Source organism: Gordonia oleivorans, assembly GCF_040044975.1.
In the GTDB taxonomy this organism is placed as follows: domain Bacteria; phylum Actinomycetota; class Actinomycetes; order Mycobacteriales; family Mycobacteriaceae; genus Gordonia; species Gordonia oleivorans.
Genome location: NZ_JBDZDI010000004.1, coordinates 22,185 through 44,239 on the forward strand (window position 1 = coordinate 22,185; position 22,055 = coordinate 44,239).

Consider the following 22,055-nt stretch of genomic DNA (forward strand, 5'->3'; position numbering starts at 1 on the left):
CGTGATCGTCACCCACCGAGGGAGAAAGGGGGACGTATGAGCGTCGTCGCCATTTATCTGGTCGTCACCTTCGGGCTGGGCGGCCTCGCCCTCGCGATGCGCCTGCCGCCGCTCGTCGGTTTCCTGGCCGCCGGATTCGTGCTCAACGCGGCGCACGTCGAACATCTCTCGGGATTGGACACCCTCGCCGATCTCGGCGTCACCCTGCTCCTGTTCGCCATCGGTCTCAAGCTCAACGTGCGCATCCTGCTGCGCCGGGAGGTGTGGCTGACCACCTCGATCCACATGGTGGTCAGCGTCGTCCTCGGGGGTGCGTTCCTGTGGCTGGCCGCGGTCGTCGGCGTGACGATGCTCTCCGGCGCGAGCCTGACGACCATCGCGCTGCTGGGTTTTGCGTTGTCGTTCTCCAGCACGGTGTTCGTCGTCAAGATCCTCGACGAACGCGGCGAATCGCACTCGCTGTACGGGCGTGTCTGCATCGGCATCCTGGTGATGCAGGACCTCATCGCCGTGATCTTCCTGACGGCCACCAGCGGTCACGCGCCCAGCCCGTGGGCACTGACGCTGGTGGCTCTGTGGCCGGTCACCCTGATCGCCCGCCGGATCTGGGGCCGCCTGGGCCACGGTGAGATGCAGTCACTCTTCGGCTCGTCATGGCACTGGTGCCCGGCTACGTGTGGTTCTCCTCGGTCGGGCTCAAGGGCGATCTCGGAGCGCTCATCGTCGGTGTCCTGCTCGCCTCGCACCCGGCCGCCACCGAACTGTCCCGGTCGCTGTTCCACATCAAGGAACTGCTGCTGGTGGCGTTCTTCGTGTCGATCGGCCTGACCGGCCTCCCCGACGCACCCACCATCGGTGTCGCGTTGCTGATGATGCTGCTGCTGCCGATGAAGGCGATCGGCTACACCGCACTGCTGGCCGTGCTGAAGCTGCGGTATCGCACCGCGATTCTGGCCGGACTGGGATTGATGAACTATTCGGAGTTCGGCCTGATCGTGGTGTCCGTCGGGGTGAGTGCCGGACTGCTGACCCAGGCCTGGCTGGTAGAGTTGTCCATCGCCGTCGCGTTGAGCTTCGTCATCTCCGCGCTGGTCAACGGGCGTGCGAATGTGCTCGCGGAGAAGATCGTGGCGCGCCTGCCCGACCAGGACGAACACACTCTGCAGCCAGAGGAACGGCCCGGCGACGCCGGCGACGCCGAGGTCGTCGTCATCGGCATGGGTCGCGTCGGATTTGCCGCCTACCAGCGCCTGACCGAGCAACACCGTCTGCGGGTGGTCGGCGTCGATTACGACGGCAGCCGGATTCAGCGACTCTCCGATCGCGGAATCCGGGTCATCGAGGCCGACGCCACCGACCTGGACTTCTGGATCCGGCTACGTCATTCGGACTCGGTCCGGCACGCGGTGCTGGCCATGCCCAGTCACAGCGCCAACGTCGTCGCGCTCGAGTGCCTGCGAAAGTCCGGTTTCAGCGGTCGCATCGCGTCGGCCGCTCGATACGAGGACGAAGTGCAATGGGCCAAGGACCACGGCGTCGACATCGCGTTCAACGTGTACTCGGGTGCCGGCCTGGAACTGGCAGATCAGGTGGGTCGCAGCGCGACGGAGCCGCCACCTGACGAGCCGCCGCGCGCCACAGGGGACGACACCGACCGATGATCACGCCGGTTCCCGCATCACCCCGGCATGTCGCACGATGCCCGACACCTCCGGCAGTACCGACGGGGCCGTCCAGGTCCGCATCCCGTCGCCGCTGTCGGAGTAGAGATACTTCCCGGACTTGTAGGAGTCCAGGTAGATGCGCCAGGCCCCGTTCGGCAACTGGACGACCTCGGGGCCTTCCACGAAGGTTCCCCAATTGCCGGGTGTCACAAAGGAATACGGACCGATCAGCGACGACGACACCGCGTGTTCGACGAATTTGTGGGTCTCGTTCTTGGTGAATGCGTGATAGGTCGATCCCACCTTGACGATGGTGGTGTCGATGTGGTCTGCGCCGATGCCGAGGATCGGGACGGGCGCACTCCACGATCGCAACGACGAATCGTTGGCGGTCATCAGGTAGGGCACGAAGCCACCGCCGGTCGACATCGAGAGGATGACGTGGACCCGACCTCCGTCGACGAACCAGTCGGGAGCCCACGCCTTGGTGGTGAACGGCGAGAGCGACGGGATGTCGACCGACCCCGCCGACCCGAGCGAGCCGGTGCCATCTCCCGTGCCGGGAAGCAGAAAGCAGCACAGCGGGACCGGGTGGTTCTGCAGGAATGTCCAGCTGATGCGGTCTTTGCTGCGCGCGAACCCGATGTTCGCCCCGTCGGCCGTCGTGTAGGTGACGTAGTACCACCCGTCGGAATGGCGGAAGATGCTCGGATCGCGCACGCTACCGGCCGGAGGCGTGAACGCGTCCTTCTTGAGCAGGTGATACGTGGTGCCGTCGGACGATTCGTAGACGTCCATGGCGCGGTCGCTGGCGTTGCTGAACGCCACCATCGTGTAGCGCCACCCGGCGGGCGGTGCCGCCGCACCGACTCCGGGCACAGCGATCAGCAGCGCGGCGACGGTCAGCAACGCCACCGACGCGATGAACAGCATGGTTCGAGCGGGATACCTCACCGGAGCAGTATCGGTGAGGACCGGCTCACCGCGCATCACTTCGGCCTCGGGCGCACCACATCGTTATGCGCGATGGCGCCGGCCCGAGGTGTCAGCCCTTGGTCAGATCCTGGGCGAGCATGACGAGAATCCCGCTCGGACCGCGCAGGTAGGTGAGCTTGTAGACGTCGTTGTACGTGGCGACGCCGCGCAGCGGATGGCACCCGTGCCCGGCGGCCACCTCGAGGGCCGCATCGATGTCGTCGACGCAGAAGGCGACGCGATGCATGCCGATCTCGTGGGGCAGGGTGGGTGACGTCGCGATCGCCTCGGGGTGGATGTATTCGAAGAGCTCGATGCGGCCGTGCCCGTCCGGGGTCTGCAGCATCGCGATCTTGGCGTGATTGCCGTCGAGTCCCACGGCGGTGTCGGCCCACTCGCCGCTGACCGTGTCCCGCCCGACAACGGTGAGGCCGAGGTCGGTGAAGAAGGCGATCGCGGCGTCGATGTCCTCGACTGCGATGCCGACGTTCTCGAGTGTGATGGCCATGGGCGACACCTTACTGCGGGGCGAGATTTCTTCCCCTGCCTTCGGAGTCGTCGGCTCAGTTCTTCAGGGTTCGCAAGGATTGCCGCACGGCCAGCTCTGCCGCCGCAATGACCAGCCGATGAGGCGCAATACGGCTGATGGTGGTGCCGATGACGTTCAGCAATCCGTCGACGACGCTCGGTTTCCCCGTCTCGAGCCCGCGCAAGGCGGTGTCGACGACCTGCTGCGTGGTGCGACGCGGGCCCACGGCATCCCGGTCGGCACCGGCCACCTCGAAGAAACCGGTGTCGGTCGCACCCGGACACACGGCGAGCACCTTCACCCCGCGGCGCCGGCTCTCCCACCACAATGACTCACTGAACGACAGCACGTACGCCTTCGACGCCGCATACACCGCCAGGTGCGGAACCGGTTGGAAGGCAGCAACACTCGACACATTGACGATCGCGCCGGAACCCTTGTCGGTCATACGCTTGAGGTAGACGGTCGACATCCTGATCAACAACGCGGGCTTCGCGATTCACGCAGACCTGGTGGATTCGGACCCGATGAGGATTCGGGATCAGGTGCGGCTCAACGTCGGACTCCTCACCGACCTCACCAACGTCGAGTGCGCGGCGATCGACCTCGGCGATCAGGCCATCGGCGGCATTCACACTCGACAGGTCTTGGGCGATGTACTCGGCCCGGATGCCATGCTGATCCTGCAGCTACATGGCCAACTCCTTGAGTGCGACCTCATTACGCGCCACCAAGATGACATTCGTCCCTTTCGCCGCCAGGGTTTTCGCGAACTGGGCACCGATACCGGCGCTCGCGCCGGTGATGAGTGCCGTGCGGCCGTGATATTCCATCGGTGTCATCTCCTCAGTCAGTTGGCGAAACATGCAGTCGTGCCGCCGTTTTCGGGTCATACATCGCACATTCAGGCTCCAGAACGTGATCGCAATGACGTTCGCAGCAGCAATGAATTACCCCGACCGGCGCGCACCGCAATTGCCACGGGAGACTACGGATGAACCGGTGGGTAAGAAAGGAGATGTGACATCATCAACACCATCGCCAATTGACACGGCGAATTGTCAGAAATGGCGGCGCAGTCCATTCATCGTGATACCGAGACAAAGCCTGCAGCGGGGCGGAGCCGGTCGACGTGTGGAGTAGGACCTGAACTGGAGGGCAAACATACATTCAAGCGAAACTCCACCGGGTCGCACCACCGAACGGCATCTAGTGCGGGGAGCCGGACGACCAGTCCACGAACGCATCGCGATCAACGTAGTGCCGGAATGCGACCAGAAGATCCGCCACGTTCGCCTCCGGCCTCTGATCCCACGCATTGGCGACGATTCCCTGGAGGTCGACCACGCCGAGCACGTACTCGTAACCGAGCGCTCTGGCCGCTTCGGGCAGGTCGTCATCGTCGCTGACGTCGTCGACGTCCCAGACCAGGACCGAAAGGCGCTCGTCGCTGAAATCGGCAGCGACCGGCGCGTACAGCGCATGTGTCCAGGGCAGGGAAGCCGCGCCCCGCAGCGCGTCCCCGAGACTCGTGATCACCTCTCGATCCTTGCACGCGGCGAACGCCGGGTGCGTCGAGCATGCGTCACACGTTGAACCGGAACTCGACCGGATAACGGCATCGATAAACGTCACCCGATCACGGCATCCAACCCGGCCTCTTCGCACACCGCGCTCAACCGCTTGTCTCTCGTCCACAGTGTCGCGCCATCGACGAGAAGCACCGACCCGAGTAATCCAGCGTCGGCCGGACTCAATCCGCGACCCCAGAGTTGCCGAGCCTCGACCAGGTGCAGCAACTCCACATGAGTGAGAAAGGGAAATCGGAAAAGATTGCCGAGCAGATCGATCACCGTGTCCCGGTTCGCGATCGATCCCATCGCCAGTTCCTCGATCACCATTGGGTGACAACCGATCTCGTCTTCACCGAGGAGTGCGGTCAAGCGTTCGTTCTTGGTATGCAGATGGTCGATCCAGACCGACGTGTCAACAAGGATCATCCGACGGACGAACGACGACGCGGAGCGGCCGCGGCCGCCGGATCGGTACCGCCGAGCGCAGCAAGGCGACGCGCACTCTCCATGCGGATCAACGCCTGCAACCCCTCGCGAATGAGCGCCGCTCTCTCGTGAACCCCGGTCAGCTCGGCCGCCTTCGCCAAAAGGTCGTCGTCAAGGGTCACCGTCGTGCGCATCTGCATCTCCATTCGCATCAAACTATGTCGTCAATGATGCCTGGAAGTCGGGATTGTCGCCACATGCCCATGCCGTCCGGGGTTCCTGTACTCCGCGGTGGCGGCGTGCGGCTGCGTCCATTCGCCGACGGCGACGTTCCGTTCGTCGTCGCCGCATCGCACGACTCGCTGATTCCGTTGATCACATCGGTCCGCAGGTCCAGCTCCACCGAAGACGCAGTCGACTACATCCATCGTCAGCACGCGAGGCTTGCCGCCGGAGTTGGTTACTCGTTCGCGGCCGCCGCTGCTGACACCGACGTGGCCGTGGGGCAGATCAGCCTCTGGACGCGCGACATCGCAAGAGGGCGCGTTTCGACTGGCTACTGGATCGCCGAAGCACATCGCGGCCGTGGGTTTGCCCGCGCGGCATTGGCCACGCTGTCCGACTGGGCTTTCACATTTCCGGAAGTGGCACGCCTTGAACTGCACGTGGAACCGGAGAATGCGGCCTCCTGGCGCACCGCCGAGAGCTGCGGATTCGACCGGGAGGGATTGCTGCGCTGCTGGCAGCGCGTCGGGTCCGAGGACCGTGACATGTTTGTCTACAGTCGCGTCGCCCCGCGTGAAACGTGAGACGTTGAATCGGAACCAACTACACGTTGAACCGGAACTCGACCACATCACCATCGGCCATGACGTAGTCCTTGCCTTCCATGCGCACCTTGCCCGCGGCCTTGGCTGCAGCCATCGAGCCGGCGTCGTCGAGGTCACCGAAGGAGACGATCTCGGCCTTGATGAAGCCCTTTTCGAAGTCGGTGTGGATGACGCCGGCCGCCTTGGGGGCTGTGTCACCCTGGTGAATTGTCCACGCGCGGGACTCTTTTGGTCCGGCGGTGAGGTAGGTCTGCAGACCGAGGGTGTGGAAACCGGCACGCGCCAGCGACCGCAGCCCGGGCTCGTCCTGCCCGATCGAGTCGAGCAGTTCCTGCGCATCCTCCTCGTCGAGTTCGAGCAGTTCGCTCTCCACTTTGGCGTCGAGGAACACCGCATCCGCCGGCGCCACCGTCTCGCGCAGCTGCGCCTTCTTCGCGTCGTCGGTGAGGACCGACTCGTCGGCGTTGAAGACGTAGAGGAAGGGCTTGGCCGTCATCAGGTGCAGTTCGCGTACCGACCCGAGGTCAAACGAATCCTTCTGCGCGAACAGGGTTTTGCCACTGTCGAGGAGTTCCTGCGCCTGCTTGGCGGCGGCGAGGGTCTCGGCGAGGTCCTTGTTCTTGCGCGACTCCTTCTCCAGCCGCGGGATCGCCTTCTCCAGGGTCTGCATGTCGGCGAGGATCAATTCGGTCTCGATGACCTCGATGTCGGCGAGCGGATCGACGCGACCGTCGACGTGCACCACGTCGTCGTCGGCGAACACGCGCACCACCTGACAGATCGCGTCGGCCTCGCGGATGTTGGCCAGGAACTGGTTGCCCATCCCCTCACCCTCGGAGGCACCCTTCACGATGCCGGCGATGTCGACGAAGGACACCGTCGCGGGCAGGATGCGTTCGCTGCCGAAGATCTCGGCGAGGCGACCCAGCCGGGCGTCGGGCAGCTCGACCACTCCGATGTTGGGTTCGATGGTCGCGAACGGGTAGTTCGCGGCCAGCACGTCGTTGCGGGTCAGAGCGTTGAACAGGGTGGACTTGCCGACGTTGGGCAATCCGACGATACCGAGGGTAAGACTCACGGGCGATCAGTCTATCCGCCGCGGGCGGGCGGTAGGCCGCGCCCTCACCTCAGGTGGCCGGCGCGCCGGACGGTTCCGGGTCATCGACGGGATCGCCGCCATCGTCATCGCCGTCCCCGTCGTCCGGCTCCCCCGACGGCGGCAGGGTCTCCCCGGCGCGCAGGGCGACCTGCTCGTTGAGGTAGCGAAGGATCACCGCGATCGTTGCCGCGGCCGGCACCGCGAGGAACGCGCCGGTGATGCCGAACAGGCTGCCGCCGAGCGTGACCGCGAGCAGCACGATCACCGCATGCAGATCCATCGACTTCGCCTGCAGCCACGGTTGCAGGACATTTCCCTCGAGTTGCTGCACGGCGATGATGATGGCGAGCACGATCAGCGCGGTGGTGAATCCATTGGAGACCAGCGCGATGAGCACCGCGAGGGCCCCGGCGACGAACGCACCGACGATCGGGATGAACCCGCCGAGGAAGGTGATCACGATCAGCACACCGGCCAACGGCACCTGCAGGACGAGCAGGCCGATACCGATCAGGGAGGCGTCGACGAAGCTGACGATCGCCTGGGTCCGGATGAAACCTCCGAGCGCATTCCACATGCGCTGCAACACTTCCCCGATGTGCGCGCCGGCCGGGTGGCCCACCGTCCGACGAAGCCACGGCACGAACTTCGGCCCGTCCTTGAGGAAGAAGAACACCAGCACGATCGTGGTGAACACGGTCACCAGCATCGACGTCGCGGTGCCCACACCGGTGAACACACCGGCCGCGATGGTGCTCGCACTCGACTTCACCTTGCTGGTGATCGCGGCCACCGCGTCGTTGAGTTGCTCGTCGCGCACATTGAACGGCGGCCCCTGCACCCAGTCCTGCAGCTCGTGGACCCCCTTGACGGCGCCGTCGGCAAGCTGCGGCGACTGATCGACGATCGACGGCACGATCACCGCGATGACCCCCGCGAGCACACCGATCCCCACGAGCATCATCACCAATGAGGCCGCGGCCGCCGGGACGTGGCGGTCACGCATCCACCGCACCGGCGGCCACAGCAACGTGCAGACGATGATCGCGAGCAGGACCGGCAACAGGACCACCCAGACGCGGCCGACGACCCACATCAGCACGGCAAAGGCGGCGACGACGATGACGAATTGTGCTCCGACGACGGCGGATGACCGCAGTCCGTCGAGCAGCACCCGCAGCCGCGTGGGCGGGGTCGGGTTCTCGGGGGGTCCGGCCGGGGTCGCGTCGCCAGTTGCGGTCACGCGTCGATCCTCACATACCCGGCACACCCGGGCACGCGGGTGTCTCAGCGACGACGAACGAGCCGCATGAAAAATGCACCGAGCGCGTCGAACGCCAGGAGTTCGGCCTCCAGGGCGGTGATGGCGGGTTCGGGCGGGTCCGCCGGCGGCGGCTCGGGCCGGGTCCGCGCGCGCCCGCGTTCACATTCCGCGGCGACGGTATCCGGGCCGTACAGGCCGCGCATGATGTCCAGTCCCCACTCGGGGAAGTCGTGCAGGTCCATGTGTGCGCCCCGACTCTGTCGGACGCCGCGAAAGTACGTGCCCATGCGCACATCGTGACATGAAATATGATCTACGTCACCCAAATCGGTAAACTGGTTGGGCCCAGAGATCCCCGGCGAGGCCGTGTCCGATTCCCGCCAGATTTCTCCCGTCCGGGAATGCCAGAGTGGAGGGGTGACGACGACCGACCTGGATTTCGACAGCTGCTACCGCGCACTGTGCGCGCGCGACGCGCGCTTCGACGGCCAGTTCTTCGTCACCGTCCGCACCACCGGCATCTACTGCCGGCCATCCTGCCCGGCGCAGACACCCCGGCCACACAATGTGGACTTCGTCGTGACCGCGGCGAGCGCTGTGGCCCGCGGTTTCCGTGCCTGCCGACGCTGCCTGCCCGATGCGGTACCCGGATCACCCCGATGGAATCTCGGCGAGGATCTGTCGGCACGCGCGATGCGACTGATCGGCGACGGCACCATCGAACGCGAAGGTGTCGACGGCCTGGCCGCCCGACTGGGCTATTCACCACGCCACGTCACCCGGGTACTCACGACCGAGTTGGGCGCGGGTCCGCTCGCCCTGGCACGCGCGCACCGCGCGGCCAATGCCCGGGTCCTCATCCAGTGCACCGACCTGCCCATGGCCGACGTCGCCTTCGCCGCCGGGTTCAGCAGCGTGCGTCAGTTCAACGACACCATCCGCGAGGTGTTCGCGTTGACGCCACGGGCACTGCGCAGTCTGCGTCCGGGGCGGTCGGGCACCGGGTCGGCGTCGGGGGTGTCGGCGTCGGGGGTCTCACTGCGTCTGGCCTTCCGGGACCCCTTCGACCCCTCCTGGTTCCGGTGGTATCTGGGGGCACACGCCGTCGACGGACTCGAACAGCTCGACGTCGACGCCGACGGCACGTGGACCCATCGCCGGGTGCTGAGCCTGCCCCACGGACCCGCACTCGCCGAGATACGGCCCGCGACGGGGTTTCTGCGGGTCGTCCTCGATCATCTGGATCTGCGCGATCTCGGCGTCGCCGTCAACCGGGTGCGGCGGATGTTCGATCTCGACGCCGACATCGTGGCCGCCACCGACGTCCTCGCCGACGATCCGGCCCTGGCGCCGCTGGTGGCCGCCGCACCCGGCATCCGGGTGCCCGGAACCGACGACGGCGCACAGACCCTCATCCGCACCATGATCGGCCAGCAGATCAGTGTGAAGGCGGCGCGTGCGCACATCACCCGCCTGGTCGAGGCGCTCGGTGAGCCCACCGGATGGGCGGACGGTTCGTGGCGGCAGTTCCCCACGCCCACCGCCATCGCCGAACACGGCACCGAGGTGCTACGCGGTCCGGGCCGTCGGATCGACGCGGTCGTCCACGCCGCGCGGGCGATTGCCGAAAATTCGGTGGAACCGAATGCGGGGGCAGCTGCGTCAGATCTACGTGCGCACCTCCTCGAGCTTCCCGGTGTCGGTCCGTGGACCGCCGACTACGTCACCATGCAGGTCACCGGCAACCCGGACATCCTGCTCCGCCACGACCTCGTGATCCGGCACGCCGCCGACGATCTCGGTCTCGACCTCGACGATCACCTCCGGTGGGCGCCCTGGCGGTCGTATGCGTCCATGCATCTGTGGCGCCATCGCCTGCTGCCCCGATCACCCGCACCCGCCACACCGGCACCGAGCGTGTCGACGCCACCACCACCGCTGCTCTCCACCACATCCCCGAACTGACAGGACCCCCGATGACGATCACCGCACCCGACAGCTCCGACACCACCGACGCGACGCCCACGGCCGGCTGGACGACGGTGTCCACCCCCGACGGACCGTTCACCGTCGTCGTGAACGATTCCGGCACTGTTCTGGCGTCCGGCTGGACGTCGGAACCCGAGTACCTCCTCCAACTCGTCCATCGTGACCTGCGACCGGCCGACATCGGCCGGTCCGCCTGCCTGTCGGCGATCGGTGACGTCGTCGACGCGTACTACGCGGGTGAGCACGACGCACCACAGTCGGTCCCGGTGTTCCAGCATGGTGGACCGTTCCTCGAGAAGTCCTGGACCGCGCTGCGCACCGTGCGCGCCGGCGCGCCGGTCACCTACTCCGATCTGGCCGAGCTCGCCGGCGAACCGGCCGCGATACGCGCCGCGGCCACGTCGTGCGCCCGCAACGCCGCGGCATTGTTCGTCCCCTGTCATCGAGTCCTGCGCCGTGACGGCAAACTCGGCGGTTTCCGCTACGGGGTGGAGCTCAAGCAGCGGCTGATCGACCGCGAGGCCGCTGCAGCCACGAACTGACCCGACGACGAGGCGCATGGTGGTGGTCGGAGGTTTCTGTCGGACGATTTCTGTCGGTGGCATCCGACAGGATCGTGGCCATGACCTCCACCCTCGTCGCTCTCGTCATCGGACTCGCCGTCGGCGTCGCACTCGGCGTGTTGCTCGGTTGGCTCGCATGCACCGGACGATCCGCCGGTGCCGTCGCCGCGGCGCGCGCCGAGGCCAAGGCGCTGCGGTCGTCGCAGGATCTCGTCGGCCAGTCCCTGGCCGCGGCCTCCGAGGACGCCGCGCGGCGGCAGTCGGCCGCGATCGGCGCGCAACTGACCCACATCGTCGAACCACTGCATTCGCTGGTCGGGCAGATGGGAGACGAGCTCCGTCGCGTCGAACGCGACCGGACCAGCGCCTACGCGGGACTCAGCGAACAGGTGCGGGGAATGCATGTGGCGTCGATGCGTCTCGGTGATCAGACCCAGGCGCTGGCCACCGCGCTGCACACCCCGCACCTGCGCGGCCGGTGGGGCGAGGTGGCGCTCGAGCGGGTGGTGGAACTCGCCGGCATGACCCGTCACTGTGACTTCGACACGCAGGTTTCGGTGCGATCCACGCTGACCGGGGATCTGCGCCCGGACATGGTCGTGCACCTCGCCGGGGGCCGCGACATCGTCGTCGACGCGAAGGTGCCGCTGCAGGCCTACCTGCAGGCTGCCGACTGCGATGATCCCGAGATGCGTCGGGATCTGCTGTCCGATCATGCCCGGGCGGTTCGGTCGCACATCTCGGCGTTGTCGTCGAAGGCGTACTGGTCGGCCTTCGACCAGTCACCGGAACTCGTCGTGCTGTTCGTGCCGGCCGACGGCGTGCTCGAGTGGGCGGCCCGCGCCGACCCGACACTCATCGAATTCGGCATCACCAAGAATGTGGTCCTGACCACCCCGTCGAGCCTGGTGTCGTTGCTGCGGACCGTCGCCCTCGGGTGGCGTCACGACGCGATGGCCCGCGACGCGGCGGTGATCCACGAACTCGGCGTCGAATTGCATCACCGACTCGAGACCGTCCTCGGCCACCTCGATCGCGTGGGCGTGGGCCTTCGTCGGGCCGTCGAGGCGTACAACTCGACCGTGGGGGCATTGGATTCGCGCGTGGGTGTGACGGCCCGCCGACTCGCCTCCCTCGAGGCGCTCGGCGATCTGCCCGAGCCGACGGCACCACGTCATGTCGACGATCCCATCCGCACCGCGAGTCGGACACACGGCGTCGGCATCGATACCTGACGGATCACCACGACACGTCGGTTGCCGGGAAAGCAGCCCACAACCGGTACCGTCTAGGGGTGCCCTTTCCGCAACGAAGCTCCTCCGCGGTACCACTGGATCAGCAGTCGGTGCTGCCGACCGTCCGTGGTGTGCCCTGGTGGGGCGCCGTCCTCATTGCGACGATCCTGACCGCGATCGGTGCCGTCATCGACGCGAAGAACAATGACAGCCTGGGTGCGACCTTCAACTTCTGTCTGCTCGTCGGTTGCTGTCTCGCTGCGCTGGCGGTGCGTCGGCGCGCGTTGTTCACCGCGGCGGCTCAGCCTCCGCTGATCGCCTTCGTCGTCGGCATGCTCGCGCTCTACGGACTCAACGCCGACGATTCGTCTGGCCTGCGGTCGCTGGTGCTCAAGGTGCTGCTGCCGATCGCCGCGAACTTCCCGTGGATGGCCATCACGTTCGTGGTGACGTTGATCCTGGTGCTGCTGCGGTGGTACCTGACGCGTCCCGCGTCCACCCCGACCCCGGCCAAGGCCCCGGCGAAGCGCACACCCACCCGGCGTCGTGCGTCCGCATCGCCGGCGCCCGAGGCCCAGCCCGGTCGCCGAAGCCGGGCCCGGGCCGACGCCGCCGGTCAGCAGTCGCCACGCCCAGATACGGTGCGCGCCCAGAAAAGCAGCGCAACACGGGCGGCGCGCGCAGGTGAGCGTCCCCGACGCCGACGCTCCGACGAACCGACCGCGGTGGCCGCCACGGCGAGTCCGTCGACCCGTCGCCCCGCCGGCGAGACCCCGCCGCGCGGGACCGAACGTCCGGTCGCGGCAACCGAATCCGCCGACCCCGGTCGCCGACGTGCCCGATCCGCCGCCGCCGATCTCGATCGGTACGAACCCCGGGCCGCCGGCGCGGCGCCCTATCGGACGAGCCGCGAGGGCGGCAACCGCGCCTGAACCCCAGGCCACGGTGTCGGTCAGAGCACGGTGTCAGTCAGAGCACGGTGTCGGTCAGCCACGTCCCCAGACGCGCGGCCGCGTCGTCGACCAGCGCCGGCCAGTCCATCGCCCCCTCGTCGGCGGTGTCGGTGACGACCTTGACCAACCGGCATCCGACGCCGAACGCGGCACAGACGTGGGCGATCGCGGCGCCCTCCATGTCGACGAGGTCGGCCTGCTCGGCGAGACGGTCCCGGTGGGCCGGGTCGGCGACGAAGGTGTCGCCGGTCGCCAGTACCGTGCCGTCGCCCTCGGGAAGATCCCAGCGGTCGGTGACCGGATAGCCCATCGCGATCAGTTCGGCGCTGCTGATGTCGTGTTCGACGACCACCGACGGTACGAACAGCCCGCTGTGGTGGGTGCGCAGGGCGCCGGCGGTCCCGATGTTGACGACCTCGCGGACCGCGGGTCCGGTCGCGAGTTCACGGGTGAGCGCCAGTGAGGTGGCCACCTTCCCGATGCCGGTGATGAGCAGACGGGCGCCCGGGGGAACGTGAGCCGCCTCCGACCGCGTGGCGGACACGATCAGGACCGTGGAATCGGTGTGCATCAGATGATTGTCGCCAAGTCCAGCGTCGCCCGCGCCGCCCGCCCCAGTTCGTCGCCGTAGGACGGTCCGTGCCCGGCCGCGTGGACGGCGAGCGGATGGAGTTGATGCACCGGTATCCGCTCCCGCCATCCGGCGCGCAACGGATGGGCCGCGAGGTAGCCGTCGAGAATCGCCGACAGCTGCGGCGCACCGAACAGTGCCAGCATCGCCAGGTCGGTTTCGCGGTGCCCGCCGTGGGCGGCGGGATCGATCATCACCACCCCGTCGGGTGTCCACATCACGTTCCCGCTCCACAGGTCGCCGTGCAGACGGCTGGGCGCCTCGTCGTCGTCGAAGACGCCGTCGGCGATCACCTCGCAGGCGCGTCGCGTGAGCCGTTCGTCCGCGCGCGTGAGGTACCCGGCCCGCACCGCGGTGTCGAGGTAGGGCTCGACCCGCTCGCGGGCGTAGAACTCGCCCCACCGGTCGTGGGTGCGGGAACTCAGTGGGCGTTCCCCGATGAACTGGCGGCCGGTGTATCCCGGCGGCGGCGACCCGAATGCCGGCGCACCCGCATCGTGCATCGCCGCGAGTGCGGCCCCGAAGGTGCGGGCCGCGACCGGGTCGGGTCGTGCTGCGGCCAGTCGACGGAGCTCGATGGCGTCGTCGGACACCGAGATCACCTTGACGACCGGGGCGCCGGCCGCCGCCAGCCAGCGCAGGCCGGCGGCTTCGGCGGCAAAGAAGTCGGGATCGGAGCCGCGACGCGACTTCCGAAAGACGTTGTCGGTCAATGGAGATCAGCCTTGCGGGGAGCCGATCCCGGAGTCGGAGTCGACCGCCTCGCCCCGGGCGGAGGCGCTGATCCGGGCCAGTTTCGCGAAACGGTCGTTGGCGATCCGCATGACGATTTCGTAGGGCAGGGCGAATTTGCGCGCCCACCAGTACCCGAACCGGATGTCGAACGAGGTGTAGACGAGGAACCGATTCTTCTTGATGCCCTTGATGATCGACGACGCCGCCTTGTCCGGACTGACGGCGACCTTGTGGAAGTTGTCGATCTGACGGGCCACCCGCGGATCCGCGCGATCGATGCCGGCGATCTCCACGGTGTTGACCAGCGGGGTGTCCACACCGCCGGGACAGACCAGGCACACCCCGATGTGATGACGCCGCAGGTCGAAGCGCAGCACCTCCGACACCCCACGAATCCCGAACTTCGAGGCGCTGTAGGCGGCATGCCAGGGCAACGCGAGCAGCCCGGCCGCCGACGACACGTTGACCAGCTGACCACCGTGACCCCGCCGGACCATCTGCGGCACAAAGCATTCGATGATGTGGATGGGCCCCATCAGGTTCACGTCGACCATCGTGCGCCAGTGCCGGTGCTCCAGATTCTCCACCGTTCCCCACGCCGAGACGCCCGCGATGTTCATCACCACATCCATCACGCCGACCTCCGCGTCGACCTCCCGCGCGAACCCGCACACCCAGTCGAAGTCGGAGACGTCGCCGGCGGCATGGAACACCACACTCGCGCCGTCGCCCACCAGGTCGGCGACGGCACGATCGAGCGCATCCGCGTGCAGGTCGGTGAGAACCAGTTCGGCGCCCTCACGCGCCGCGGCGCGCGCGGTGGCCAGACCGATCCCGCTCGCCGCTCCGGTGATCAGGACCCGGCGCCCGCGCAGGGTCGGTACGGGCGGAGCCATCCAGACGAGATCTCGAAGTGCCATGCCTCGACCCTAATCGTGGGGGTTCGGATCACTCAGCCGATCGGGAGCTTTCCACCGAACAGCCCGTAGATCACCTCGAGCATCGCGTTGAGCACCTGCGCGGAGGCGTCCTGCCCTTCGGTGAGCATCAGTTGGGCGATCTCGGCCGGATCCTCGGTGCCCAGCAGTTTCTGGATGAACGGCAGCACGGCCGAGAGTTCGGAGTCATCCCCCGACGGCGTGGTCGTGGTCGTCGGCGGTGTGGTCGCCGCCGCGCCGGGAGCGCTTGTCGTCGGGGCGCTCGACCCCGAGGTGGCCGCAGCACCCGAGACGTAGTTGAGGATGCCGTCGGTGATGGCCATCGAGTACTTGAGCTGGCCGTCACGCCCGGACAACGCTGCGGCTTCCTGCGGGTTGGACAGGTTGCCCATCTCGATGAACACCGCGGGCACCTTGGTCAGGTTGACCGCCGCGATGTCGGAGCGGGTCTGGATGCCGTTGACGACCCCGGCGTAGTTGGCTGCCGGGAACCCGGCCTTGAGGAACGCATCGCGCATCAGGTTCGACGCGGTGCGTCCGCCACTGCCCTGGACCTGGTTGACCGTGGCGTCCGGCACCGGCAGCGTCGGCACGATCATGTGGAAGCCCTTCTTGGTGGCATCCGATCCGGTTGTCGTGGAGTCCGCGTGCAGGCTCACCGCGACGGCCGCACCCGAGCGGCTCGCCGCCGCGGCCCGCTCGTCGACGCATCCTCCCCAGCCGGTGTCGTCGTTGCGGCTGAGCACCACGCGGGCGCCCTGACTTTCCAGTCCGGCCTTCACCAGCTGGGCGATGTCCCAGTTCACCGTGTGCTCCGGTGTGCCGTTGACTCCCGTCGCGCCGGTGGTCTGGCAGTCCTTGGTGCCGCCGCGACCGTCGGGGACCTGCTTGGCGAGGTCATGTCCGGCGGCGCTGCCCTGGTGACCGGGATCGAGGAAGATCGTCTTGCCGGTCAGGGCTCCTACCGTCGGGGCCGCCGCGGCGGGTGCGGTTCCTGTTGTCGCGGTCAGCAGCGCCGAACCGGCCAGGGTGGCGGTGGTGACCGCCGCGATCGACAGCCGCAGTCGCGAGAATCGTGTCTGGGTCATTGCGGTACGGGTGCGCATGCCCGGTCGGCAGTCGCACCACACTCCTTCCATCCAGCAACAGTGGCCACAATAGTCACAGCTGTCACACAGTCAAACAGTCCTGGTCCGGAAGGGGAAATCGGTGACCTGACCCGATCGGATTCGTTAGCCAGCTGTGACGTGACGCGGACTGCGCCGAGACCGAGCGGCGACGGTCACCGCGTCGGCAGATGTCGGGTGATGTGCAGAATGCCGTGTTCATCGTCGCCGGTGGCCGCTGTCGCGACGGCCGCCCGCAGCCCCGTGAGCACCTGCTGCTCGTCCATCCCCGCACCGATCGCCACCAGCGACGTCGATCGTGGACGACCCGACCACGATTCGCGCCGGACCTCCACGAATCCCCCGACCCCGTGCACGACGAACCGCTGCCGGTGTCCGGGCAGATCGAACCACACGATTCCCTTGATGCGGTAGCAGCCGGCCGGTGGCCGCTCCAGAAAGGCCGCCAGAGCTCGTGGGTCCATCGCCTCGTCGGTGCCGAAGTGGACCGAGGTGAACGAATCGTGCAGGTGCGGGTGCGGATGGCCATGGCCGACGTGGTCGTCGGCATGATGGTCGTCGGGATCGGGGCCACCGGCACGGTCGTCGGATTCGGCGAGCAGCGCGTCGAGCGTCAACTGTTGCGGTCCACGGCCGGGGCCGGCCGTGCCCGCACCGTCGGCCGCCACCGGATCGAACAACACCTGCGGGTCGATCCGGGCATCGGTGACCGTCACCTGCGCCGCGGTCGAATTCAGCTCGGCCAGCGCGGTGCGCAGGTGCGCCAGGGCGTCCGCGTCGACCAGATCGGCCTTGTTGACCATCACCAGATCGGCAACCCCCACGTGGCCGTCGATCTCGGGATGCTCGGTCCGGATACGCTCGAACATGGCGGCGTCGACGACGTAGATCAGACCGCCGTAGCGCATCCGTGGATCGGCGGCGGAGACGACCATCCGGATCAGGGCCTTCGGCTCGGCGATCCCGCTCGCCTCGATGACGATCGCGTCCAGACGTGCCGACGGTCGCAACAGCGAGTCCAGCGCCGCTTCCAGACCGTCACGGTCGACCGAACAGCACATGCAGCCGTTGGTGAGGCTGACCGCCCCGTCCGCCTGCCCGGCGACGAGCATCGCGTCGATGTTCACCGCCCCGAAGTCGTTGACCAGCACACCGATTCGCGTACCGGACGCCGCACCTCCGGTGCGCAGGAGATGGTTGAGCAGGGTCGTCTTGCCCGATCCGAGGAACCCGGCGACCACGATGACCGGGATGGGGGCTCGACTCATCGCTCCCCGACGAGGCCGGACACCGATTCCGCACTCGCCGAATAACATTCGGCACAGATCACCGCGAGATCGCGTCCCAGCCGGTCGGGATGGTTGGCCACATTACTTGTCGGACTGCCACATTCGACGCAGGTGGAGATCACGGTGGCGCGTTCGGTGAAGTCGACGGTCATCCGCTTGTCGAAGACGTACAGCGATCCCTCCCAGAGCCCGTCGTCGCCGAACTGTTCCCCGTAGGTGACGATGCCGCCGTCGAGTTGGTAGACCTCCTCGAACCCGCGATGGCGCATGAGTGCGGTGAGTACCTCGCAGCGGACACCGCCGGTGCAGTAGGTGACCACCGGCCGGTCCTTGAGATCGTCGAATGCGCCGCTGTCGAGTAGCGGAAGGAAGTCCCGCGTGGTCTCCACATCCGGGGTGATGGCGTTGGCGAACCGCCCGATGGACGATTCGATGCGATTGCGGCCGTCGAAGAACACCACGTCGTCGCCCCGGGCGGCGATGAGCTCGTGGAGTTCGGTGGGACTGAGCCGGGTTCCCCCGTCGATCACGCCGTGCACGTCGACGGCGACCTCCTGCGGAGCACCGAAGGTGACGATCTCCGGGCGCACGCGCACGGACAATCGCGGAAAGTCATCACCGATGCCCTCGGACCATTTGATGTCGGCATCGGCGAATGGCCGGTAACCGCGGGTCGCTCTGACGTAACGTTTGACCTCGGCCAGATTTCCGCCCACGGTGCCATTGATGCCGTGAGGTGACAAGATGATCCTGCCGTGGAGCCCGAGCGACTCACAGAGCGTCTGCTGCCACAGTCGAATCGCCTCGGGATCCGGCAAGGGGGTGAACACATAGAACAGGACGATCTTGGGGGTCGACACAGTTGTCAGATTACGGAGTTCGACGACGTCGGCGTCTGGCACTCCCGGCGAGTGCCGCGCTCATCGTCGGAGCCGGCGCAGTGATCACCGCGTGTGCGATGTCGAACGACACCGAATCCACCTCGTTGGTGCTGCCGCCGACCGACCAATTGACAACCGAATCGGACACATCGAGTTCCTCGTCGTCATCGACCCCCCGCATAGCGGAGACCGCCACCGAGTTACCCGATTGGAGTATCGGCCGAGTGATCTCACTCGCACCCCGCGCCGATAATTCTCGATATCACGATGGGGCCACCGGGCCGCAGCAGCCACTGGAACAGACATCGGGTTTCCATTTCTCCACCCCCGACCGCACGGTCAATTGCTCAACCGGCGTCAACGGCAACACAACACTCGCCTGTCGGCTCAACGATCAGCCGGCCGAGGGAAACCCGCCGGCGTCGACCCCCTCCGGGTGCCAGTGGGAGGCAAATCTCGCCGTGTTGGACTCCTCCGGACCCCAGCGCGGCGCCTGCGCCGACGACACCACGGTGCTCTACCGTTCGGCGATAGTCGACTTCGGAACGACTATCGCAATCGGACGATTCTCATGCTTGGTCGAGACCGATGGAACTTACTGCCTGGAATCGAGTTCGGATACCGGATTCGCGCTCACCACAACGGGTTACCGCAAGATATACGCAAACGAACGAGCCCCGGCGGCGTTGATCGGAACCAGTGATACAGATTCCATTCCATCGACAACCGCCACCCCCAGTTGATTCGCCGAATCATAACCGAATCGACGGAGCGAAAATCAGTAAGGCTCACGTCCACGAATTCAGCCAAGTCTTAAAGTCGGGGGCTATGATCGACGCTGGCAGCGGTAACTCAGAGGAGCCGTCTCCGGAAGAGGGTTTGACATTCACCGAGACGCGTCCCCACGATTTGTCCACAGCGATTTGCCCACGCAGACTCAGGAGATTTGACATGGCAAAGGTTCAGTCCGTCCAGATCGTCGACGACATCGACGGCAAGGTTCTCGACAAGTACGAAACGGTGCGCTGGGCGATTGACGGCAAGGAGTACGAATTCGATACTTCGACCAAGCACGCTCAGCAATTCCGTGATGCGGTGGCGAAGTATCTCGAGGTCTCGCGGACCGCGGATGCCGGTCGTGCGGTGGCCGCCAAGCGTCGCATCGTCGGCGGCGCCCGCAGCAAGGAGCAGACCCAGGCCATCCGCAAGTGGGCGGTGGCTAACGGTTTCGAGATCAGTGACCGGGGTCGCATCCCGGCGAATGTCCTCGAGGCATTCGAAGCCGCCCACTGAGCCGACGACGGGGTCCGCGCCGCACCCATTACAGTCGAGTGCGTGACCGACTCGCGGAAGAAGGCCAACGCCGACGCCTCGCGCCGTCGGAAAACCGATACATCGACGCGGCATCAGCCGAAAGCGACGTCGAGTAAGGCCACCTACGTCCTCCTCGGCGTCGCCGTGGTCGTGGTGGCCGCGCTCGTGGTGATGGGCATCATCTTCAACGCGAACAAGAAGGATCTGGGGCCGGTCAGCGACACCGTTCTCAACGAGAACGCCGCACTGATCGTCGGCGAACCGGCAGCAACCACCACCATCGATGTCTTCGAGGATTTCCTGTGCCCGGTCTGCCAGGAGTTCGAGAAGGAGTCCGGGCAGGCGATCGTCGACGCCGTGAACGCCGGCACACTGCGCGTTCGGTACCACATGTTGACCTTCCTCAACTCGAAGTCGGCGTCGGGCGACTACTCCGAACGAGCCGCCGGAGCACTGCAATGTATCGGCGATGCCAAAGACCCCGCCCTGTTCTTCCGATTCCACACGGCGCTGTTCGTCGACCAGCCCAAAGAGGGCGGCGACACCGATCATTCCAACGCCGATCTCGCCCGGATCGCCGCCACCCAGGGGGCGTCGCCGGCCACCCAGCAATGCATCTCCGCCAACGCGAAGCTCGTCGAGGCCAAGGCGGCCGCAAAACAGTCGACGACGCAGTTGCAGAAGGCACTCGACGGTGCCGTCGCCACTCCGACGGTGTTGCTCAACGGAGAATCGGTGCCCGACATCACAGAGGGCCCGCAGTGGTTGGCAACGATCCTGACCAAGGAGACCCAGTGACGTTCCGGTGAATACGCGGCGTCGCCAACCAACTCACTGACCAGGCGATTTGTTGCCCGCCGACACAATGGTGTAACTTCCTCAGTGCCCATTTCGAGGGGCGAGATCAACACAATACGGGGCTATGGCGCAGCTGGTAGCGCACCACACTGGCAGTGTGGGGGTCAGGGGTTCGAGTCCCCTTAGCTCCACAATCGAGAAACCCGCTCTGACTTCGGTCGGAGCGGGTTTTTCTCTGTCCTGAGCGGACTCGGCCGCGGCCGGTCTGTCCTGGCCCTGTCTTTTCGCATTCGAGATCGTGACCGCGGCGGGGGCCAGACGCTCCCGCGGTAGCTCTATCGCTCAGCGGGCTAGGTGCTCCAGACGCAGAATCCATTCCGTCACTTCAATTCTGGAACTCTGAACCATCACTGAGACGATTGCGACCAACAGCCGGAAGCCCGATTCGAAGGGATGACCACGCGATGAAATGGACCCTGGCTGCGCCATATCACCAGCCGCACCGACCACTTCTTCTATCCCAGGGCCCGCGAGTACGCGTGGAGTAAGCGACAGACCATCCAGGTCAGACGCACCCTGAAGGCCGTGCAGCTCGTGTTAACCGGCGCAAATCTCCGCTTCCGCGCCTCCGACATTCGCGCAATGCACAACTACGACGAACGCTTGGCCTCGATCAGGTGACGAGTGGAGTGGGCGATGAACGGTCCGTCCTGCCGGATGAGTTCGTCGAGGTCACGGAGCCGATCCCGGTACTTCTCCACCGTGAACCCTGGCACCCACCAGACCACCTTCCGCAGCAGGTACACCACGGCCGCAACATCGTGGATCACGATCCGCAGCTTCGCTGTTTGCAGATTGACGATCTCCAACCCGGCGGCCTCTGCCGCGGCTGCCTCGTCGTCAGGGTGGCGTCCTCGCCTGGCTTGGGGTTGCGGGCCGAGGAAGAACTCGATCAGCTCGAACACGCTCGCCGGTCCGACGTGCTGGGCGAAGTAGGTGCCGCCGGGCCGGAGCACGCGGGCAATTTCCTCCCACCAGATCGTCGCGGGATGTGTCAGCGGACATGAAAAACTGCCCATGGGCGGTCACGAAAGTGCCCGCTGACGGCCAATAAGGACTGCCCATCGGCGGTCAGGAAAGTGCCCGTTGGCGGACACGATTTTGCCCACACCTGTCTCATCCGGCGGCGCGTCTGCGCTGTGCGGGTCTCTCCCGTGGCTTCGATAGCGATGCCTAGTCGT

25 protein-coding genes, 1 tRNA gene and 2 pseudogenes are annotated in these 22,055 nt (G+C 66.4%); 11 read left to right on the forward strand and 17 right to left on the reverse strand.

What is annotated here, in order from left to right; translation table 11 throughout:
- Nucleotides 1-36: 36 nt before the first annotated feature.
- Nucleotides 37-1,661 (forward strand): annotated as a pseudogene (locus tag ABLE92_RS08220) (cation:proton antiporter domain-containing protein).
- Here ABLE92_RS08220 and ABLE92_RS08225 read toward each other — a convergent pair.
- The 3 genes from ABLE92_RS08225 to ABLE92_RS08235 all read right to left on the reverse strand — a co-directional run bounded on the left by ABLE92_RS08225 (nt 1,662) and on the right by ABLE92_RS08235 (nt 3,616).
- A complete protein-coding gene (locus tag ABLE92_RS08225) occupies nt 1,662-2,597 on the reverse strand; it encodes a glycoside hydrolase family 43 protein (protein ID WP_348804560.1) in 936 nt (311 codons plus the stop codon). It abuts the pseudogene before it with no gap.
- Nucleotides 2,598-2,709: 112 nt separating this feature from the next.
- Entirely contained in the window at nt 2,710-3,147 is a 438-nt protein-coding gene (locus ABLE92_RS08230) for a VOC family protein (RefSeq protein ID WP_348804289.1), read from the reverse strand.
- A gap of 55 nt (nt 3,148-3,202) precedes the next feature.
- A complete protein-coding gene (locus ABLE92_RS08235; protein ID WP_348804290.1) occupies nt 3,203-3,616 on the reverse strand; it encodes an SDR family NAD(P)-dependent oxidoreductase in 414 nt (137 codons plus the stop codon).
- Between the two features lie 97 nt (nt 3,617-3,713).
- Between ABLE92_RS08235 and ABLE92_RS26130 the strand changes: the two genes are divergently transcribed.
- Entirely contained in the window at nt 3,714-4,166 is a 453-nt protein-coding gene (locus ABLE92_RS26130; protein ID WP_496560781.1) for a hypothetical protein, read from the forward strand.
- 211 nt (nt 4,167-4,377) lie between these two features.
- Here ABLE92_RS26130 and ABLE92_RS08245 read toward each other — a convergent pair whose 3' ends face one another.
- The 3 genes from ABLE92_RS08245 to ABLE92_RS08255 all read right to left on the reverse strand — a co-directional run bounded on the left by ABLE92_RS08245 (nt 4,378) and on the right by ABLE92_RS08255 (nt 5,362).
- A complete protein-coding gene (locus ABLE92_RS08245; protein WP_348804292.1) occupies nt 4,378-4,707 on the reverse strand; it encodes a DUF7716 domain-containing protein in 330 nt (109 codons plus the stop codon).
- 92 nt (nt 4,708-4,799) lie between these two features.
- Nucleotides 4,800-5,168: a type II toxin-antitoxin system VapC family toxin gene (locus tag ABLE92_RS08250; protein ID WP_348804293.1), complete on the reverse strand. Its 369-nt coding sequence runs from the start codon at nt 5,166-5,168 to the stop codon at nt 4,800-4,802.
- On the reverse strand, nt 5,165-5,362 hold the full coding sequence (locus ABLE92_RS08255) for a type II toxin-antitoxin system VapB family antitoxin (RefSeq protein WP_348804561.1): 198 nt from the start codon (nt 5,360-5,362) through the stop codon (nt 5,165-5,167). The genes ABLE92_RS08250 and ABLE92_RS08255 overlap by 4 nt, the downstream gene beginning before the upstream one ends.
- 63 nt (nt 5,363-5,425) lie before the next feature.
- Between ABLE92_RS08255 and ABLE92_RS08260 the strand changes: the two genes are divergently transcribed.
- Nucleotides 5,426-5,977 carry a GNAT family N-acetyltransferase gene (locus ABLE92_RS08260; RefSeq protein WP_348804294.1) on the forward strand — a complete coding sequence of 184 codons (552 nt, stop codon included), beginning with the start codon at nt 5,426-5,428 and terminating at the stop codon, nt 5,975-5,977.
- Between the two features lie 19 nt (nt 5,978-5,996).
- Here the strand turns inward: ABLE92_RS08260 and ychF are convergent, their stop codons facing one another.
- The 3 genes from ychF to ABLE92_RS08275 are packed head-to-tail and all read right to left on the reverse strand — an operon-like array spanning nt 5,997 to nt 8,648.
- A complete protein-coding gene (ychF, locus tag ABLE92_RS08265; protein WP_348804295.1) occupies nt 5,997-7,076 on the reverse strand; it encodes a redox-regulated ATPase YchF in 1,080 nt (359 codons plus the stop codon).
- A gap of 49 nt (nt 7,077-7,125) precedes the next feature.
- Complete coding sequence (locus tag ABLE92_RS08270) at nt 7,126-8,340, reverse strand: AI-2E family transporter (protein ID WP_348804296.1); 1,215 nt, start codon at nt 8,338-8,340, stop codon at nt 7,126-7,128.
- Nucleotides 8,341-8,384: 44 nt separating this feature from the next.
- A complete protein-coding gene (locus tag ABLE92_RS08275) occupies nt 8,385-8,648 on the reverse strand; it encodes a hypothetical protein (protein ID WP_348804297.1) in 264 nt (87 codons plus the stop codon).
- A gap of 130 nt (nt 8,649-8,778) precedes the next feature.
- Here ABLE92_RS08275 and ABLE92_RS08280 point away from each other — a divergent pair, with 130 nt between their 5' ends.
- From ABLE92_RS08280 to ABLE92_RS08295, 4 genes are all read left to right on the forward strand, one after another.
- Nucleotides 8,779-10,326: an AlkA N-terminal domain-containing protein gene (locus ABLE92_RS08280; protein ID WP_348804298.1), complete on the forward strand. Its 1,548-nt coding sequence runs from the start codon at nt 8,779-8,781 to the stop codon at nt 10,324-10,326.
- Between the two features lie 11 nt (nt 10,327-10,337).
- A complete protein-coding gene (locus ABLE92_RS08285; RefSeq protein WP_348804299.1) occupies nt 10,338-10,892 on the forward strand; it encodes a methylated-DNA--[protein]-cysteine S-methyltransferase in 555 nt (184 codons plus the stop codon).
- Between the two features lie 80 nt (nt 10,893-10,972).
- Nucleotides 10,973-12,148 carry a DNA recombination protein RmuC gene (locus ABLE92_RS08290; protein WP_348804300.1) on the forward strand — a complete coding sequence of 392 codons (1,176 nt, stop codon included), beginning with the start codon at nt 10,973-10,975 and terminating at the stop codon, nt 12,146-12,148.
- A 59-nt stretch (nt 12,149-12,207) separates the two neighbouring features.
- The gene (locus ABLE92_RS08295) at nt 12,208-13,080 is read left to right on the forward strand and encodes a DUF6542 domain-containing protein (protein WP_348804301.1); all 873 of its coding nucleotides are present in this window, start codon (nt 12,208-12,210) and stop codon (nt 13,078-13,080) included.
- A gap of 37 nt (nt 13,081-13,117) precedes the next feature.
- Here ABLE92_RS08295 and ABLE92_RS08300 read toward each other — a convergent pair whose 3' ends face one another.
- The 7 genes from ABLE92_RS08300 to ABLE92_RS08330 all read right to left on the reverse strand — a co-directional run bounded on the left by ABLE92_RS08300 (nt 13,118) and on the right by ABLE92_RS08330 (nt 18,883).
- The gene (locus ABLE92_RS08300; RefSeq protein WP_348804302.1) at nt 13,118-13,672 is read right to left on the reverse strand and encodes a nucleosidase; all 555 of its coding nucleotides are present in this window, start codon (nt 13,670-13,672) and stop codon (nt 13,118-13,120) included.
- Nucleotides 13,672-14,445, reverse strand: coding sequence for a fructosamine kinase family protein (locus ABLE92_RS08305; RefSeq protein ID WP_348804303.1), 774 nt, complete (start codon nt 14,443-14,445; stop codon nt 13,672-13,674). Before ABLE92_RS08305 ends, ABLE92_RS08300 begins: the two co-directional genes overlap by 1 nt.
- A gap of 6 nt (nt 14,446-14,451) precedes the next feature.
- Nucleotides 14,452-15,387: an SDR family oxidoreductase gene (locus ABLE92_RS08310; protein WP_348804304.1), complete on the reverse strand. Its 936-nt coding sequence runs from the start codon at nt 15,385-15,387 to the stop codon at nt 14,452-14,454.
- 32 nt (nt 15,388-15,419) lie between these two features.
- On the reverse strand, nt 15,420-16,493 hold the full coding sequence (locus ABLE92_RS08315) for an N-acetylmuramoyl-L-alanine amidase (protein ID WP_348804305.1): 1,074 nt from the start codon (nt 16,491-16,493) through the stop codon (nt 15,420-15,422).
- Between the two features lie 194 nt (nt 16,494-16,687).
- Nucleotides 16,688-17,800 (reverse strand): CobW family GTP-binding protein, encoded by a 1,113-nt coding sequence (locus ABLE92_RS08320; protein WP_348804306.1) that lies wholly within the window; start codon nt 17,798-17,800, stop codon nt 16,688-16,690.
- On the reverse strand, nt 17,797-18,681 hold the full coding sequence (gene trhO, locus ABLE92_RS08325; protein ID WP_348804307.1) for an oxygen-dependent tRNA uridine(34) hydroxylase TrhO: 885 nt from the start codon (nt 18,679-18,681) through the stop codon (nt 17,797-17,799). The genes ABLE92_RS08320 and trhO overlap by 4 nt, the downstream gene beginning before the upstream one ends.
- A 10-nt stretch (nt 18,682-18,691) precedes the next feature.
- On the reverse strand, nt 18,692-18,883 hold the full coding sequence (locus tag ABLE92_RS08330) for a hypothetical protein (protein WP_348804308.1): 192 nt from the start codon (nt 18,881-18,883) through the stop codon (nt 18,692-18,694).
- 43 nt (nt 18,884-18,926) lie between these two features.
- Between ABLE92_RS08330 and ABLE92_RS08335 the strand changes: the two genes are divergently transcribed.
- The 4 genes from ABLE92_RS08335 (at nt 18,927) to ABLE92_RS08350 (ending at nt 21,005) form a co-directional block, all read left to right on the forward strand.
- Complete coding sequence (locus ABLE92_RS08335; RefSeq protein ID WP_348804309.1) at nt 18,927-19,445, forward strand: hypothetical protein; 519 nt, start codon at nt 18,927-18,929, stop codon at nt 19,443-19,445.
- 208 nt (nt 19,446-19,653) lie between these two features.
- Nucleotides 19,654-19,995, forward strand: coding sequence for a histone-like nucleoid-structuring protein Lsr2 (locus ABLE92_RS08340; RefSeq protein WP_348804310.1), 342 nt, complete (start codon nt 19,654-19,656; stop codon nt 19,993-19,995).
- Between the two features lie 174 nt (nt 19,996-20,169).
- Nucleotides 20,170-20,814: a DsbA family protein gene (locus ABLE92_RS08345; RefSeq protein ID WP_348804562.1), complete on the forward strand. Its 645-nt coding sequence runs from the start codon at nt 20,170-20,172 to the stop codon at nt 20,812-20,814.
- Nucleotides 20,815-20,932: 118 nt separating this feature from the next.
- A tRNA-Ala gene (locus ABLE92_RS08350) sits at nt 20,933-21,005 on the forward strand.
- Between the two features lie 459 nt (nt 21,006-21,464).
- Here the strand turns inward: ABLE92_RS08350 and ABLE92_RS08355 are convergent.
- Nucleotides 21,465-21,866, reverse strand: a pseudogene (locus ABLE92_RS08355) (SAM-dependent methyltransferase); the annotation flags it as partial.
- Nucleotides 21,867-22,055: the final 189 nt, after the last annotated feature.

Excerpts from the sequence above, each read along its gene's own strand:
- ABLE92_RS08330 (WP_348804308.1), bottom strand. The coding sequence starts at position 18,883 with ATGCGGGGGGTCGATGACGACGAGGAACTCGATGTGTCCGATTCGGTT.
- ABLE92_RS08285 (WP_348804299.1), top strand. The coding sequence starts at position 10,338 with ATGACGATCACCGCACCCGACAGCTCCGACACCACCGACGCGACGCCC.
- ABLE92_RS08320 (WP_348804306.1), bottom strand. The coding sequence starts at position 17,800 with ATGAGTCGAGCCCCCATCCCGGTCATCGTGGTCGCCGGGTTCCTCGGA.
- ABLE92_RS08260 (WP_348804294.1), top strand. The coding sequence starts at position 5,426 with ATGCCCATGCCGTCCGGGGTTCCTGTACTCCGCGGTGGCGGCGTGCGG.
- ABLE92_RS08300 (WP_348804302.1), bottom strand. The coding sequence starts at position 13,672 with ATGCACACCGATTCCACGGTCCTGATCGTGTCCGCCACGCGGTCGGAG.
- ABLE92_RS08230 (WP_348804289.1), bottom strand. The coding sequence starts at position 3,147 with ATGGCCATCACACTCGAGAACGTCGGCATCGCAGTCGAGGACATCGAC.
- ABLE92_RS08310 (WP_348804304.1), bottom strand. The coding sequence starts at position 15,387 with ATGGCACTTCGAGATCTCGTCTGGATGGCTCCGCCCGTACCGACCCTG.
- ABLE92_RS08250 (WP_348804293.1), bottom strand. The coding sequence starts at position 5,168 with ATGATCCTTGTTGACACGTCGGTCTGGATCGACCATCTGCATACCAAG.
- ABLE92_RS08290 (WP_348804300.1), top strand. The coding sequence starts at position 10,973 with ATGACCTCCACCCTCGTCGCTCTCGTCATCGGACTCGCCGTCGGCGTC.
- ABLE92_RS08315 (WP_348804305.1), bottom strand. The coding sequence starts at position 16,493 with ATGACCCAGACACGATTCTCGCGACTGCGGCTGTCGATCGCGGCGGTC.
- ABLE92_RS08255 (WP_348804561.1), bottom strand. The coding sequence starts at position 5,362 with ATGCGCACGACGGTGACCCTTGACGACGACCTTTTGGCGAAGGCGGCC.
- ABLE92_RS08225 (WP_348804560.1), bottom strand. The coding sequence starts at position 2,597 with ATGCTGTTCATCGCGTCGGTGGCGTTGCTGACCGTCGCCGCGCTGCTG.
- ABLE92_RS08275 (WP_348804297.1), bottom strand. The coding sequence starts at position 8,648 with ATGGGCACGTACTTTCGCGGCGTCCGACAGAGTCGGGGCGCACACATG.
- ABLE92_RS08340 (WP_348804310.1), top strand. The coding sequence starts at position 19,654 with ATGGCAAAGGTTCAGTCCGTCCAGATCGTCGACGACATCGACGGCAAG.
- ABLE92_RS08235 (WP_348804290.1), bottom strand. The coding sequence starts at position 3,616 with ATGACCGACAAGGGTTCCGGCGCGATCGTCAATGTGTCGAGTGTTGCT.